The organism is Pseudomonas sp. BNK-30 (genome assembly GCF_047456185.1).
Lineage (GTDB): Bacteria > Pseudomonadota > Gammaproteobacteria > Pseudomonadales > Pseudomonadaceae > Aquipseudomonas > Aquipseudomonas putida_E.
This window is the reverse complement of the sequence record NZ_CP179904.1, coordinates 4,956,035-4,970,129: the sequence shown is the minus strand read 5'-3', so window position 1 is coordinate 4,970,129 and position 14,095 is coordinate 4,956,035. Positions and strand designations below refer to the sequence as shown.

Genomic DNA, 14,095 nt, shown 5'->3' with positions numbered 1-14,095 from the left:
GACTACCCCCGGTTGATCAGTGCAGCGAAGGTTTTGGCGCAGGCGCGGCCGGCGCGGCCAGCTCTGTGTACAGCAGCAGCGGCGCAACGCGCAGATACTCCATGACTTCCATGTAATCGCTTTCGCCGTCCTCGGATTCTTCCAGTGCTTCCTGGACCTGGGAAATGGCCACCAGGTCCTGGAGCACTTCCTTGGCATCGGTGGACAGGTCCTTGCCGCCAGCGTTGAGCCCGAAGCCGGCGATGAAGCCCTGGCACCACTGGCCCAGCGCCGTGGCACGCTCGGTCAGCGGGGTTTCGTCGCTTGGCAGCAGCAGAACGATCGCAATGTCCTCGCCGGTCAGCTCGGCCTTGACCATCTCTTGCAGGCCGATCAATGCAGCGCGCACATTGTCTTCAGGTTCGTTTTCCAGCACCCCGGCAGCGTCGGCCAGCCAGGCATCGGCCTCGAAGCCGGCACCGGCGCAACTGCGGCCGATCAGCAGGCCGTGCAGCTCGGCGGGGGAAACAGGGTGGCCGTTGCTCGAGAGCAGTGCGGCGAATGCGGTGTAGGGCGATTGGGTATTAGGCATGGGCGGCTAGGCGCCAGACGGCGCATTTGACTAGAATGAAGGCCTTGTATCCTAGCACCGGCAGGCGCGCCAAGACCATCGGCACTGGCCGTCACCGCTCAGGGAGAGGCATGATCGACGGGTGATTCAATGACGGAGCGAATCGAGTGCAACCCACGCAAGAGAACGACCTGCAAGCATTGATGAGCCGGTTCGAGTCGCTGATCGAGCGCGTCGAGCAACTTAAACGGCAAAATGCACTCCTAGTAGCTCAGGAAAAATCCTGGCGCGAAGAGCGCGCCCACCTCATCGAAAAGAACGAGATCGCCAAGCGCAAGGTCGAGTCGATGATCTTACGCCTCAAGGCCCTGGAGCATGACTCATGAGTTCAAGCAATAGCGTCACCGTGCAGATCCTGGACAAGGAATACTCGATCATCTGCCCGCCGGAAGAACGCAACAACCTGGTCAGCGCCGCACGCTACCTGGACGGCAAGATGCGCGAGATCCGCAGCAGCGGCAAGGTGATCGGTGCTGATCGGATCGCGGTCATGGCCGCATTGAACATCACCCACGAGATGCTCCACCGCCAGGAAGACCGCACCGACGCCCCCGCTGGCAGCGCCACCCGCGAACAGGTCCGCGACCTGCTCGATCGCGTCGACAAGGCTTTGTCCGACGACACGGATACCAAAATCGGCTGAGGTTGGTATACTGGCGCCACTCCCTGGGGGATGCGCCAGTCGGTTATGTCCCTGAGCCGATACGCACAACCACGGGGGTTGCACGCTGGGGCCGGTGTGCATGTCCGCCCGACGGAAAGCCTTAACGCCCCCTGCAATCTCCACCTTGAACTTTCGGGTTCAAGGGCTACACCGATAGCGGTCTTATCGGGGAGCCTGATTTCGACTGCCCGCCCACCCCGGCGGGCAGTTCTCGCTTTTAGCTTCGACACCTGGGAACGCCCGTGCCATGACCGACACCGCGCCGCTAACCCGCCCCCAGCTTCGTCGCCTGCTTCGCAATGCCCGCCGCGCACTCACGCCAGCCCAGCAACGCCAAGCCTCCCTTGGGCTGTATCGGCAGCTGGCGCAAAACCCGCTGTTCCGCCGCGCACGGCACATTGCCCTGTACCTGCCCAACGACGGTGAAATCGACCCGCAGTTGCTACTGCGCGAGGCGCAACGCCGTGGCAAACGTACCTACCTGCCGGTACTGCACGCATGGCCGCGTACGCGCATGGTGTTCCAGCGGTTCGAGCAAGGGGAAAAGCTCAAGCGCAACCGTTTCCGTATTCCAGAGCCACTGACTGACCGCAAGCGCCAGCGCCCGATCTGGTCGCTGGACCTGATTCTGCTGCCACTGGTGGGCTTCGATGAAGCCGGCGGGCGGCTAGGCATGGGCGGTGGTTTCTATGATCGCAGCCTGGCCTACCAGGCGCGACGCAAAACATGGAAAAAACCCCTGCTGCTGGGGCTGGCCCATGAATGCCAGAAGGTCGAACGACTGGCGCAGGCCAGTTGGGATGTACCACTGCAGGGCACGGTCTCGGACCGTGACTGGTACCTGGCGCCTAAATAACAGGCGCCAGCGGGGAAGATCAGCGCTGCTGCTGACCGGCTTCGACCGGTGCCTGGTACGCGGTATCGAGCTTGCGCTCCCAGATACCCTGAGCATAACCGGTGGTAACCACACCCAGACCAAAGATGAAGACCAGGACCCAGAGCAGGTCCGGTTTGCGTTGATTCATCGAAGAATGCCCCCCTAGGCATACGTTCTGGCTCGGCGACCTTCTTGGTGCCGCCGGAGCATATAGCGTTAAAATCGGCGCATTTTCCGACAACCTGCGTCGACACGCAAACGTTGACGCCAACCGGCTGTCGGTTTCGTGCAACAGGTTATTTCAAACCTTTTCAGGAGCAGTATCCATGGCCTACTGGCTGATGAAATCCGAGCCCGATGAGCTTTCGATCGAAGGCCTGGGCCGCCTGGGTGAGGCCCGCTGGGATGGCGTGCGCAACTATCAGGCGCGCAATTTTCTGCGCGCCATGAACGTAGGCGATGAGTTTTTCTTCTACCACTCCAGTTGCCCTCAACCGGGCATTGCCGGGATCGCCCGGATCACTGCAGCGGCCTACCCGGACCCAACTGCGCTGGACCCTCAGAGCCATTACTACGACGCCAAAGCCACTGCCGAGAAGAACCCCTGGAGCGCGGTAGATGTGGCGCACGTGAATACGTTCAGGCAGGTGCTGGGGCTGGGCTTGCTCAAGCAACAAAGCGCGTTGGAGGAGTTGCCACTGGTGCACAAAGGCACTCGGCTGTCGGTGATGCCGGTGACCGAAGAGCAGTGGGTGGCGATCATTGCGCTGAGCAAATGACCGGCCCCGCGAAGAGGCCAGCCTGTATCTTGATCACTGCACGATCAGGTTATTGAACAGCAGATCTTCGACAATCGGCTTGCCTTCTTCTGCTTCCATCACCTGCTGCACCTGCTTGAGCGCCTCTTGGCGCAGTTTTTCCTTGGCGTCGACGTTGCTCAAGTTATCCACACCTTGTTGGGTGAACAGCGCCACCAGCTGGTTGCGAATCAGCGGCTCGTGGTGCTTGACCGCCTTGGCTGCCTCATCGCCAGTCACACGCAGGGCCACATCAGCTTTGAATACGCGCAACCTGGGGCCACCGTCGAGGGCGTAGTTGCCTACAAAGGGCGGGCTCAGGCTGATATAGGAGACCTTGGGGGCTCCTTCCTTGGCTTCTTCGGCCAGGGCCGCCGCTGGCAGCATCAGGGCCAGCAACATCAAGATCCACGCTTTCACGAATTCACTCCTCAAAACAATTGGCGCCAGCTTACCCAGCATGCGGCCCAAACCCAAGCCCGGGCTTATGCAGCCCCATCAGGGCGGGCCATGCTCGTTGACCCGGCAGGCCGCCCTCCTACACTTATCGGCCACTACCCGCAAAGGAATAGCCCGATGAAAGCTGTGTTGTGTAAAACCTTGGGGCCGGCACGCAACCTGGTTCTGGAAGAGGTGGCCAGCCCGGTACCGAAGAAAAACGAGATTCTGCTCGAGGTGCATGCGGCTGGGGTCAACTTCCCAGATACCCTGATCATCGAAGGCAAATACCAGTTCCAGCCACCGCTACCGTTCTCTCCCGGTGGCGAGGCGGCGGGTGTCGTTGCCGCTGTCGGCGAGCGCGCCGGTGCCTTCCAGGTCGGGGACCGGGTGATGGCCCTCACCGGATGGGGGGCGTTCGCCGAACAGGTGGCCGTGCCGTTCTACAACGTGCTGCCCATCCCCGAAAGCATGGACTTCACCACCGCTGCTGCCTTTGGCATGACCTATGGCACCTCGATGCATGCGCTAAAGCAGCGCGCCCAGTTGCAGCCGGGCGAAACCTTGCTGGTGCTGGGTGCGTCCGGTGGTGTCGGCCTGGCGGCCGTGGAGATCGGCAAAGCCATGGGCGCCAAGGTGATCGCAGCCGCCAGCAGCGCAGAGAAACTGGCCGTGGCCAAGGCTGCAGGGGCGGACGAGTTGATCGACTACAGCCAGGCCAGCCTCAAGGAGGAAATCAAGCGCCTGACCGGCGGCCAAGGGGTAGATGTGATCTACGACCCGGTCGGCGGTGAACTGTTCGACCAGGCCGTGCGCGGGCTGGCGTGGAACGGGCGGCTGCTGGTGGTCGGCTTTGCCAGCGGGACGATTCCACAGATGGCGGCGAACCTGGTACTGCTCAAGGGCGCAGCGGTGCTGGGGGTATTCTGGGGGGCTTTTGCCCAGCGTCAGCCGCAGGACAATGCGGCCAACTTCAACCAGCTGTTTGCCTGGCATGCCGAGGGCAAACTGAAGCCGCTGGTATCGAAGACTTACCCACTGGCCGAGGCGGGCGCGGCGATCGAGCAGTTGGGCCAAAGGAAAGCGGTGGGTAAGCTGGTGCTGCTGGCCAGCTAATCATTGAAAGATACGCTGCCGCTGCAGAGCTCTTCGCCGATAAACGCGCGAAGAGCCCTGCACAGCCCAATCAGACCTCCCGCAGGTTGTGGCAGCGCCGGAACCGCGCTTCGAGGTTGCGGTCGGGCATCTGGTGGCTGCGCAATGCGTTCAACGTCTGCTCGACATACTCACGCGTGGTGCCGTAGCGCCCTTTGGCACTGGCAAGAATCTGGCTGAGCAGCGTATCAGGCAGATTGCCGGCGTAGCACGGCAGGTGCCGCTCAAGTACAAAGCCCAAGGCCTGCACCTTGCTGCCATCACCCAGCCGGCAGCTGAGCCAGTGCGGCCGGTACGCCGGGTACGGCATCTCTCTTTGCCACAAGGCCATCAGCGAGTCGTCGAGGTTGCTTTCATCGAGGCGGTAGGCAAAACCGCTGCACGAACCGCCGCGGTCGAGGCCGAATACCAGGCCTGGCGTTTCCGGCGTACCACGATGCTCGTGCGACCACAGGTAAAGGCCACGGTGATAGCCATGCACGCGTGCACGCTGGCGCTCTACCGAACTGCACTCCGGGCGCCATATCAACGAACCATAGGCGAACAACCAGACCGGGCCACCGTCATGGCGCGACATGGTCGTATGCATCGAGTTGATCAATTGCTCGCGGGTCAGTTGCTGGCCGAAGTCGAGTGCCGGAGGATAAGCGCTTTTCCAGGATAAACTTTCAAGTGCCGACATAAGCTGCCGCCATTATTCCCTGTGAACTACTGATATAGCGAAAGGCCCTGCAGGGCGGGGCTTGCGCCAGCGCCTTGGGAACCTGCAACCACCTTAGGGTAGAACCGCGCCAACACTCAAGCCCTGAAGCCCAAGTTTCACGCGAACTTCCGACGGTTGGAGAGCATGGTTCCAAGTATAGTGAAAGTTATTAGTCAAGGCGGTAAGAATTACCGCCTTATACCCACTACCTGAAACTTCGGTTATTAACCACGCGGTGCGTAGGCAAACACATCCGCACGCATGCGGTGCGCATCCATACCGGCCTCGACCAGGGCATCGAGCGTGGCATAAACCATGTTTGGTGAACCACTGGCATAAACATGGACCGTATTGAGGTCTTGCACGTCCTCGCACACGGCCTCGTGCAACATGCCGCAGCGGCCTTCCCAGCCACACAGGTCGCTCACCACCTTGTGCAGGAACAGGTTGGGCAGACGCTCCCATTCGTCCCAGTGCTCGATGGCGTAGAAGTCTTCAGGGCGTCGCACGCCCCAGTAGAGGTGCACCGGGTGCTTGAAGCCCTGGGCGCGGCAATGCTCGACCAGGCTGTGCATCTGCCCCATGCCGGTTCCCGCAGCGATGAGCACCAGTGGTCCATCGGGCAGTTCGGCCAGGTGGGTGTCACCGAATGGCATTTCGATGCGGGCGATAGGGTCACGCTGCAGTTGCGCCAAAAGCTGACGGGCGCTGTCTTCGCGGACCAGCACGTGAAGCTCAAGGTCGCGCCCACTGTGGGGGGCAGACGCCAGGGAGAAGGCCGCCGGCTTGCCGCCCTCGCGCTCGATCATCAGATACTGCCCGGCGTGATAGCGCAGTGGCTTGCCAGCCGGCGCGCGCAAGCGCACGCGCCAGACATCGCCCCCCACCTCTACGCATTCAATGACGCTGCATGCCAGCTTGCGCACTGGCAGCTCGCCCAGGGCCAGCACACCATCCCAGAGCAGCACGCAGTCCTCCAGCGGTTCGGCGATGCACGTGAACAGCTCACCATGGTCGCGCACCTCACCGTTCTGGCGAACGCGACCTTCGACCAACAATGCGGCGCACACATGGCAATTGCCATTGCGACAGCTGTTCGGGCAGTCATAGCCCAGCCGCCGCGCTCCATCCAGGATCCGTTCCCCGGGTTCGAGCGCCAGCACCGCCCCGGACGGCTGCAACGTTACCTGCATCAATCTATTCCCAACTGGTCCCACAACTCATCGATGCGGCGGGTGACGGCCTCGTCCTTGACGATGACCCGGCCCCATTCGCGTGTAGTCTCGCCCGGCCACTTGTGGGTGGCATCCAGGCCCATCTTCGACCCCAGGCCCGATACCGGCGACGCAAAGTCCAGGTAATCGATCGGCGTGTTGTCGATCATCACCGTATCACGCTTGGGGTCCATGCGCGTGGTGATGGCCCAGATCACGTCATTCCAGTCACGGGCGTTGATGTCGTCGTCGGTTACGATAACGAACTTGGTGTACATGAACTGTCTCAGGAACGACCACACACCCAGCATCACGCGCTTGGCGTGGCCCGGGTACTGCTTCTTCATCGTCACCACCGCCATCCGGTACGAGCACCCTTCCGGCGGCAGGTAGAAGTCGACGATCTCCGGGAACTGCTTTTGCAGGATCGGCACGAACACTTCATTGAGCGCCACGCCGAGGATGGCCGGCTCATCTGGCGGCCGGCCGGTATAGGTGCTGTGGTAGATCGGTTTTTGCCGGTGGGTGATGCGCTCGACGGTGAACACCGGGAAGCTGTCCACTTCGTTGTAGTAGCCGGTGTGGTCACCATAGGGGCCTTCCGGAGCCATCTCCCCCGGGTGGATCACACCTTCAAGGATGATCTCGGCGGTAGCCGGCACCTGCAGGTTGCTGCCTCGGCATTTGACCAACTCGGTGCGGTTGCCACGCAAAAGGCCGGCGAAGGCATATTCGGACAGGGTATCGGGCACCGGCGTGACGGCGCCGAGGATGGTTGCCGGGTCGGCACCCAGGGCAACGGCGACAGGGAACGGTTGGCCGGGGTTCTTCTCACACCATTCGCGATAATCCAGGGCACCGCCGCGGTGGCTCAACCAGCGCATGATGACTTTGTTGCGGCCGATGACCTGCTGGCGATAAATGCCCAGGTTCTGGCGGTCCTTGTTCGGGCCGCGGGTCACGGTAAGGCCCCAGGTGATCAGCGGCGCCACGTCGCCCGGCCAGCAGTGCTGGATCGGCAGCTGGCCAAGGTCGACATCATCACCCTCGACCACCACCTCCTGGCAAACGGCATCCTTGACCACCTTCGGCGCCATGGACACGACCTTCTTGAAGATCGGCAGTTTCGACCAGGCATCCTTGAGGCCTTTCGGCGGCTCCGGCTCCTTGAGGAAGGCCAGCAGCTTGCCGATCTCGCGCAGCTCCTCGACCGACTCGGCGCCCATGCCCATGGCCACCCGCTGCGGGGTGCCGAACAGGTTGCCGAGCACCGGAATGTCGAAGCCCGTGGGCTTTTCGAACAACAACGCCGGGCCCTTTGCACGCAGGGTGCGGTCACACACCTCGGTCATTTCCAGGACGGGGGAGATCGGGACCTGGATGCGCTTGAGTTCACCGCGCTGTTCCAGGCCACGAATGAAGTCGCGCAAGTCGCGATACTGCATGCATGAGCCTCGTGTTGGCCGTATCGGTCGGGGTGCAGAGTGTAGCGCCGTTCAGCGCTCAATGGCCAAAAATGACTTGGGGCCGCTCCGCGCCCCATCGCCGGCAAGACGGCTCCCACAAGGATCGCAGAGGACCTGTAAGAGCCGGCTTGCCGGCGATGGGCTGCGAAGCAGCCCCAATCACTGCCAGCCTGAAACGCTTACTTGCGCTTCATCGACAGGAAGAACTCGTCGTTGGTCTTGGTCTGCTTGAGCTTGTCGACCAAAAACTCGATGGCGGCGATCTCGTCCATCGGGTGCAGCAGCTTGCGCAGGATCCACATGCGCTGCAGTTCGTCATCAGCAGTCAGCAGCTCTTCACGGCGGGTGCCCGAGCGGTTGATGTTGATGGCCGGGAACACACGCTTCTCGGCGATGCGACGGTCCAGGGGCAGTTCCATGTTGCCGGTACCCTTGAACTCTTCGTAGATCACTTCGTCCATCTTCGAGCCGGTTTCTACCAGCGCGGTGGCGATGATGGTCAGCGAACCGCCTTCCTCGATGTTACGCGCAGCGCCGAAGAAACGCTTCGGCTTCTCCAGGGCGTGGGCATCGACACCACCGGTCAGCACCTTGCCGGAGCTCGGGATCACGGTGTTGTAGGCACGCGCCAGACGGGTGATGGAGTCCAGCAGGATGACCACATCCTTCTTGTGCTCGACCAGGCGCTTGGCCTTCTCGATGACCATTTCGGCAACCTGCACGTGGCGGGTTGGCGGCTCATCGAAGGTGGAGGCAACCACTTCACCGCGCACGGTGCGCTGCATTTCGGTCACTTCTTCCGGGCGCTCGTCGATCAGCAGAACGATCAGGTGGCACTCGGGGTTGTTACGGGTGATGTTGGCCGCGATGTTCTGCAGCATGATCGTTTTACCCGCTTTCGGCGGGGCGACGATCAGGCCACGCTGGCCCTTGCCGATCGGCGCGCACAGGTCGATGACGCGGCCGGTCAGGTCTTCGGTGGAACCGTTGCCGGCTTCCATCTTCAGGCGCTTGTTCGGGAACAGCGGCGTCAGGTTTTCGAAGAGGATCTTGTTCTTCGCGTTTTCCGGGCGATCGAAGTTGATCGTGTCGACCTTGAGCAGCGCGAAGTAACGCTCCCCTTCCTTCGGCGGGCGGATCTTGCCGACGATGGTATCGCCGGTACGCAGGTTGAAGCGGCGGATCTGGCTGGGCGAGACGTAGATGTCGTCAGGGCCGGCCAGATAGGACGCATCAGCCGAACGCAGGAAACCGAAACCATCCTGGAGAATCTCCAGCACGCCGTCACCTGAGATCTCTTCGCCGCTTTTCGCGTGCTTTTTCAGCAGGGCGAAAATCACGTCCTGTTTGCGCGAACGGGCCATGTTTTCGATGCCCATCTGTTCGGCCATTTCCAGCAGATCGGTAATCGGCTTTTGCTTGAGTTCAGTCAGGTTCATAAGGGGAATGACGTAATCATGTATGAAGGGAGGATTAAGCTTCTGGCTTAATGAAGCCGCGCCGCTAGAAGGCGATAGGATCGCGCACAGATTCTAATTAGGAGTGCGTCGGCGACGGCGTGCAGGGGGCACTGGAGAAACAGTGCGAGGCCGAATGTAACACTTGCTTTTTTCGACGTCTAGTGGGTTGGAAAAGAAAAGCCCCGGAATTTCCGGGGCTTTTTCACATCACAGGTGGGCGTCGAGGAACGCGGCCAGCTGGGATTTGGACAAGGCGCCGACCTTGGTGGCCTCGACGTTGCCGTTCTTGAACAGCATCAGCGTCGGGATGCCACGCACGCCGTGCTTGGCCGGGGTTTCCTGGTTGTCGTCGATGTTCAGCTTGGCGACGGTCAGTTTACCCTCGTAGGTGGTGGCGATGTCGTCCAGCACCGGAGCGATCATCTTGCATGGGCCGCACCATTCAGCCCAGTAGTCGACCAGCACCGGGCCTTGGGCTTGCAGGACTTCGGCCTCAAAGGTGGCGTCGGTGACGTGTTTGATAAGATCGCTGCTCATGGATATCTCCAGGGTCGTAAGCAAAAAACGTGGCCCATCATAGCCGCACCCACGCGCTACAGGAAGTCGCGGACGATTGAGTGTCACTATAGTTGTGCAAGACGCCACGAATCGAAACTGTCACAGAAGTGTCATAGCATCGACTGGCACATTGCCTTGCATCAAGCCCTGGCGAGTCGCGCGTTGGCGACAGCCTGCTAACGTGGCACGATTGCCGGGTTACCGACCGAGACTACTCAGATCATGCCGCATACCTTAGCGAAGAACCTGTCCCTGATTGCCGCCATCGACCTGGGCTCCAACAGTTTCCACATGGTCGTGGCCAAGGCTCACCATACCGAGATCCGCATCCTGGAGCGGCTCGGGGAAAAGGTTCAGCTCGCCGCTGGCATCGACGAAGCACGCATGCTCAGCGAAGAAGCCATGGTCCGGGGCCTGGAATGCCTGAAGCGCTTTGCCCAGCTGATCAACGGCATGCCTGCGGGGGCCGTGCGTATCGTTGGCACCAACGCCTTGCGCGAGGCGCGCAACCGTAACGAATTCATCCAGCGTGCCGAAGCGATCCTCGGCCACCCCGTGGAAGTGATCTCCGGCCGCGAAGAAGCGCGCCTGATCTACCTGGGCGTGTCCCATACCCTGGCCGATACCCCCGGCAAACGCCTGGTCGCCGACATCGGCGGCGGCAGCACCGAGTTCATCATCGGCCAGCGCTTTGAGCCGCTGCTGCGTGAAAGCCTGCAGATGGGCTGCGTCAGCTTCACCCAGCGCTATTTCCGCGATGGCAAGATCACCCCGGCCCGCTACGCCCAGGCCTACACCGCCGCACGCCTGGAGCTGATGAGCATCGAGAACGCCCTGCACCGCCTGACCTGGGATGAAGCGATTGGCTCCTCCGGGACCATCCGCGCCATCGGCGCCGCCATCAAGGCCGCTGGCCTGGGCAATGGCGAGGTCAACGCCGAGGGGCTGGCGTGGGTCAAACGCAAGCTGTTCAAACTGGGCGAGGCCGACAAGATCGACTTCGACGGGGTCAAACCCGACCGCCGCGCCATCTTCCCGGCCGGCATGGCGATTCTCGAGGCGATTTTCGACGCGCTGGAACTGCAACGCATGGACCATTGCGATGGCGCGCTGCGTGAAGGTGTGCTGTTCGACCTGCTTGGCCGCCACCACCACGAGGACGTGCGCGAACGCACGTTGAACTCGCTGATGGAGCGCTACCACGTCGACCAGGGCCAGGCTGCGCGCGTCGAGCGCAAAGCGCTGCACGCCTTTGACCAAGTGGCCAAGGCATGGGGCCTTGAAGAGGGTAACTGGCGCGATCTACTGGGCTGGGCAGCCAAAATTCACGAAATTGGCCTGGACATTGCCCATTACCACTACCACAAGCATGGTGCCTACCTGATCGAGCACTCCGACCTGTCGGGCTTCTCGCGTGAAGACCAGCAGATGATGGCGCTGCTGGTACGTGGCCACCGCCGCAACATCCCCAAGGACAAGTTCGCCGAACTGGGCGATGAAGGCGTGAAACTGCTGCGCCTGTGCGTACTGCTGCGCTTCGCCATTCTGTTCCACCACATCCGTGGCACCCAACAGATGCCCAAGGTGCAACTGCAGGCCGCAGACAATAGCCTCGACGTGGCCTTCCCGGCCGGCTGGCTGGAGCAGAACCAGCTGACCCAGGCCGACTTCGCCAACGAGGCGGAGTGGCTGGCCCGGGTCAACTTCGTCCTCAGCGTACGTTAAGTACCGGGTTGCTCAGGCGCTCCAGCAGGGTCGCCTGGGCACTGCGCGGGTTCTGGTTGCCGGTCGGGCTGCTGCGCACATAGCGCCCGTCGGGCTGCAGCGTCCAGGCATGGGTGTTGTCGGTCAGGTAGCCTTCCAGCTCCTTCTTCACCCGCAGCAACAGCTTCTTGCCCTCCACCGGGAAGCAGGTCTCGACACGCTTGTCGAGGTTGCGCTCCATCCAGTCGGCGCTGGACAGGTAGATCTGCTCTTCGCCGCCGTTGAGGAAGTAGAACACCCGGGTATGCTCCAGGAAGCGGCCGATGATCGAGCGCACCTGGATATTGTGCGAAACCCCCGGGATGCCTGGGCGCAAGCAGCACATGCCACGCACCACCAGGTCGATCTTCACGCCCGACTGGCTGGCCTTGTACAGGGCCTTGATGACCTTGGCATCGGTCAGCGAGTTGAACTTGGCGATGATGTGCGCGGGCTTGCCTTCCAGGGCGAACTGGGTTTCCCGGGCAATCATGTCGAGCATGCCCTTTTTCAGGGTGAACGGCGCGTGCAGCAGTTTTTTCATGCGCAAAGTCTTGCCCATGCCGATCAACTGGCTGAACAGCTTGCCGACGTCCTCGGTGAGGGCATCGTCGGAGGTCAGCAGGCTGTAGTCGGTGTACAGGCGAGCATTACCGGCGTGGTAGTTACCGGTGCCCAGGTGGGCGTAGCGGACGATCTCGCCCTGCTCGCGGCGCAGGATCAGCATCATCTTGGCATGGGTCTTGAACCCAACCACGCCATAGATCACCACGGCGCCGGCAGCCTGCAGGCGGCTGGCCATCTGCAGGTTGGACTCTTCGTCAAAGCGCGCGCGCAACTCGATCACCGCGGTGACTTCCTTGCCGTTTCGTGCGGCATCCACCAGCGCGTCGACAATTTCCGAGTTGGCGCCGGAGCGGTACAGCGTCTGACGAACGGCAAGCACGTGCGGGTCCTTGGCGGCCTGGCGCAGCAGGTCGACCACAGGGGTGAAGGACTCGAACGGGTGCATCAGCAGGATGTCCTGCTTGCTGATGACACTGAAGATGTTGTCGGCATTGACCAGCAGCTTGGGGATCGCCGGGGTGAACGGCGTGTACTGCAGCTCCGGGTGGCTGTCCAGGCCGGTGATGCTGAACAGGCGGGTCAGGTTGACCGGGCCGTTGACCTGGTACAGCTCGCTCTCGCTCAGGCTGAACTGCTTGAGCAGGTAGTCGGACAGGTGCTTGGGGCAGGTGTCGGCCACTTCCAGGCGCACGGCATCACCGTATCGGCGCGAGAACAGCTCACCGCGCAGGGCGCGCGCCAGGTCGTCGACTTCTTCCGAATCCAGCGCCAGGTCGGCGTTACGGGTCAGGCGGAACTGATAGCACCCCTTGACCTTCATGCCCTGGAACAGGTCGTCGGCATGGGCGTGGATCATCGAGGACAGGAACACGTAGTTGTCCCCAGGGCCACCGACCTCTTCCGGCACACGGATGACCCGCGGCAGCAGGCGCGGAGCCGGGATGATCGCCAGGCCCGAATCACGACCGAAGGCATCGACGCCTTCGAGTTCTACGATGAAGTTAAGGCTCTTGTTCACCAGCAACGGGAACGGGTGCGTCGGGTCCAGACCGATCGGGGTGATGATCGGTGCAATCTCGTCACGGAAGTAGCGGCGCACCCAGGTCTTTAGCTTGGGCGTCCAGTACCGGCGGCGGATGAAGCGGATCGCGTGCTTTTCCAGTTCCGGCAGCAACACATCATTGAGGATCGCGTACTGGCGATCAACTTCGGTGTGCACCAGCTCGCTGATGCGCGCCAGCGCCTGATGCGGCTGCAGGCCGTCGGCACCGGCCTGTTCACGAGCAAAGTTGATCTGCTTCTTCAAGCCCGCCACGCGGATCTCGAAGAACTCATCGAGGTTGCTGGAGAAGATCAGCAGGAATTTCAGGCGCTCGAGCAGCGGGTAGGACTCATCCAGCGCCTGCTCCAGCACGCGGATGTTGAACTGCAGCTGCGACAGCTCGCGATGAATGTACAGGCTGCTGTCGTCCAGGCTCGGGATGGCGATGGCCGGCGCGGGGGCAGCATGCACGGGCGCGGGGGGTGCGGCCTCTACTGCAGGCTCCGGGGCCTCTGGCAGATCCGGCGGGGTCTGCACCATCTCTTCGGGGACCGCCTGGGCGTCCTTGATCGCGACAGGGGTTAGCACTTCATTATTCATCTGGCGTTCCTGGAGGACGTTAACGCCCTATCATCAATTGAGCGGGACGATAAGCGGCCATTATGACGTCTGTGTTACATCTATAGGCAAGCCCGCGACTTGTGGCTGAAGCCATTGTCCTTGTACGAATTGTTCACGTCGAGACACATCTGGACACTTTCACGAACGCGCGTGAAGGGGTAGGCTGCGCGTTCATTTCGC

15 protein-coding genes and 1 other RNA gene are annotated in these 14,095 nt (G+C 61.8%); 7 read left to right on the top strand and 9 right to left on the bottom strand.

Features of this window, described 5'->3' with window-relative positions:
• Nucleotides 1–16: 16 nt before the first annotated feature.
• Nucleotides 17–571: a YecA family protein gene (locus ACMGGN_RS23005; protein WP_012316781.1), complete on the bottom strand. Its 555-nt coding sequence runs from the start codon at nt 569–571 to the stop codon at nt 17–19.
• A gap of 182 nt (nt 572–753) precedes the next feature.
• On the opposite strand from ACMGGN_RS23005, the gene ACMGGN_RS23000 reads away from it, so the two are divergent.
• The 4 genes from ACMGGN_RS23000 (at nt 754) to ACMGGN_RS22985 (ending at nt 2,130) form a co-directional block, all read left to right on the top strand.
• Nucleotides 754–936 (top strand): TIGR02449 family protein, encoded by a 183-nt coding sequence (locus ACMGGN_RS23000; protein WP_039603542.1) that lies wholly within the window; start codon nt 754–756, stop codon nt 934–936.
• Nucleotides 933–1,253: a cell division protein ZapA gene (locus ACMGGN_RS22995; protein ID WP_012316783.1), complete on the top strand. Its 321-nt coding sequence runs from the start codon at nt 933–935 to the stop codon at nt 1,251–1,253. The genes ACMGGN_RS23000 and ACMGGN_RS22995 overlap by 4 nt, the downstream gene beginning before the upstream one ends.
• 17 nt (nt 1,254–1,270) lie before the next feature.
• A non-coding RNA gene (ssrS, locus tag ACMGGN_RS22990) (6S RNA) lies at nt 1,271–1,450 on the top strand.
• 71 nt (nt 1,451–1,521) lie between these two features.
• Nucleotides 1,522–2,130, top strand: a complete 609-nt coding sequence (locus ACMGGN_RS22985; RefSeq protein WP_046788196.1) for a 5-formyltetrahydrofolate cyclo-ligase — start codon at nt 1,522–1,524, stop codon at nt 2,128–2,130.
• A 19-nt stretch (nt 2,131–2,149) separates the two neighbouring features.
• Here ACMGGN_RS22985 and ACMGGN_RS22980 read toward each other — a convergent pair whose 3' ends face one another.
• The gene (locus tag ACMGGN_RS22980) at nt 2,150–2,299 is read right to left on the bottom strand and encodes a hypothetical protein (RefSeq protein ID WP_168216575.1); all 150 of its coding nucleotides are present in this window, start codon (nt 2,297–2,299) and stop codon (nt 2,150–2,152) included.
• 178 nt (nt 2,300–2,477) lie between these two features.
• Between ACMGGN_RS22980 and ACMGGN_RS22975 the strand changes: the two genes are divergently transcribed.
• Complete coding sequence (locus ACMGGN_RS22975; protein ID WP_174141992.1) at nt 2,478–2,930, top strand: EVE domain-containing protein; 453 nt, start codon at nt 2,478–2,480, stop codon at nt 2,928–2,930.
• A gap of 33 nt (nt 2,931–2,963) precedes the next feature.
• On the opposite strand, the gene ACMGGN_RS22970 is transcribed toward ACMGGN_RS22975, so the two are convergent.
• Nucleotides 2,964–3,368, bottom strand: coding sequence for a flagellar basal body-associated protein FliL (locus ACMGGN_RS22970; protein ID WP_125924702.1), 405 nt, complete (start codon nt 3,366–3,368; stop codon nt 2,964–2,966).
• 156 nt (nt 3,369–3,524) lie between these two features.
• Here ACMGGN_RS22970 and ACMGGN_RS22965 point away from each other — a divergent pair, with 156 nt between their 5' ends.
• Nucleotides 3,525–4,502 carry an NADPH:quinone oxidoreductase family protein gene (locus ACMGGN_RS22965; protein WP_414156317.1) on the top strand — a complete coding sequence of 326 codons (978 nt, stop codon included), beginning with the start codon at nt 3,525–3,527 and terminating at the stop codon, nt 4,500–4,502.
• 70 nt (nt 4,503–4,572) lie between these two features.
• On the opposite strand, the gene ACMGGN_RS22960 is transcribed toward ACMGGN_RS22965, so the two are convergent.
• The 5 genes from ACMGGN_RS22960 to trxA form a co-directional block, all read right to left on the bottom strand.
• A complete protein-coding gene (locus tag ACMGGN_RS22960) occupies nt 4,573–5,223 on the bottom strand; it encodes a gamma-glutamylcyclotransferase (RefSeq protein ID WP_046788192.1) in 651 nt (216 codons plus the stop codon).
• A gap of 245 nt (nt 5,224–5,468) precedes the next feature.
• Nucleotides 5,469–6,437, bottom strand: coding sequence for a CDP-6-deoxy-delta-3,4-glucoseen reductase (locus tag ACMGGN_RS22955; RefSeq protein WP_046788191.1), 969 nt, complete (start codon nt 6,435–6,437; stop codon nt 5,469–5,471).
• A complete protein-coding gene (gene ubiD / locus ACMGGN_RS22950) occupies nt 6,437–7,903 on the bottom strand; it encodes a 4-hydroxy-3-polyprenylbenzoate decarboxylase (protein ID WP_046788190.1) in 1,467 nt (488 codons plus the stop codon). Before ubiD ends, ACMGGN_RS22955 begins: the two co-directional genes overlap by 1 nt.
• Nucleotides 7,904–8,103: 200 nt before the next feature.
• Entirely contained in the window at nt 8,104–9,363 is a 1,260-nt protein-coding gene (rho, locus tag ACMGGN_RS22945) for a transcription termination factor Rho (RefSeq protein ID WP_003253661.1), read from the bottom strand.
• Nucleotides 9,364–9,591: 228 nt separating this feature from the next.
• Nucleotides 9,592–9,921 (bottom strand): thioredoxin TrxA, encoded by a 330-nt coding sequence (trxA, locus tag ACMGGN_RS22940; RefSeq protein ID WP_012316792.1) that lies wholly within the window; start codon nt 9,919–9,921, stop codon nt 9,592–9,594.
• A gap of 243 nt (nt 9,922–10,164) precedes the next feature.
• On the opposite strand from trxA, the gene ppx reads away from it, so the two are divergent.
• A complete protein-coding gene (gene ppx / locus ACMGGN_RS22935) occupies nt 10,165–11,667 on the top strand; it encodes an exopolyphosphatase (RefSeq protein ID WP_039604131.1) in 1,503 nt (500 codons plus the stop codon).
• Here ppx and ppk1 read toward each other — a convergent pair.
• Complete coding sequence (gene ppk1, locus ACMGGN_RS22930; protein WP_376778896.1) at nt 11,654–13,834, bottom strand: polyphosphate kinase 1; 2,181 nt, start codon at nt 13,832–13,834, stop codon at nt 11,654–11,656. The genes ppx and ppk1 overlap by 14 nt on opposite strands.
• Nucleotides 13,835–14,095: the final 261 nt, after the last annotated feature.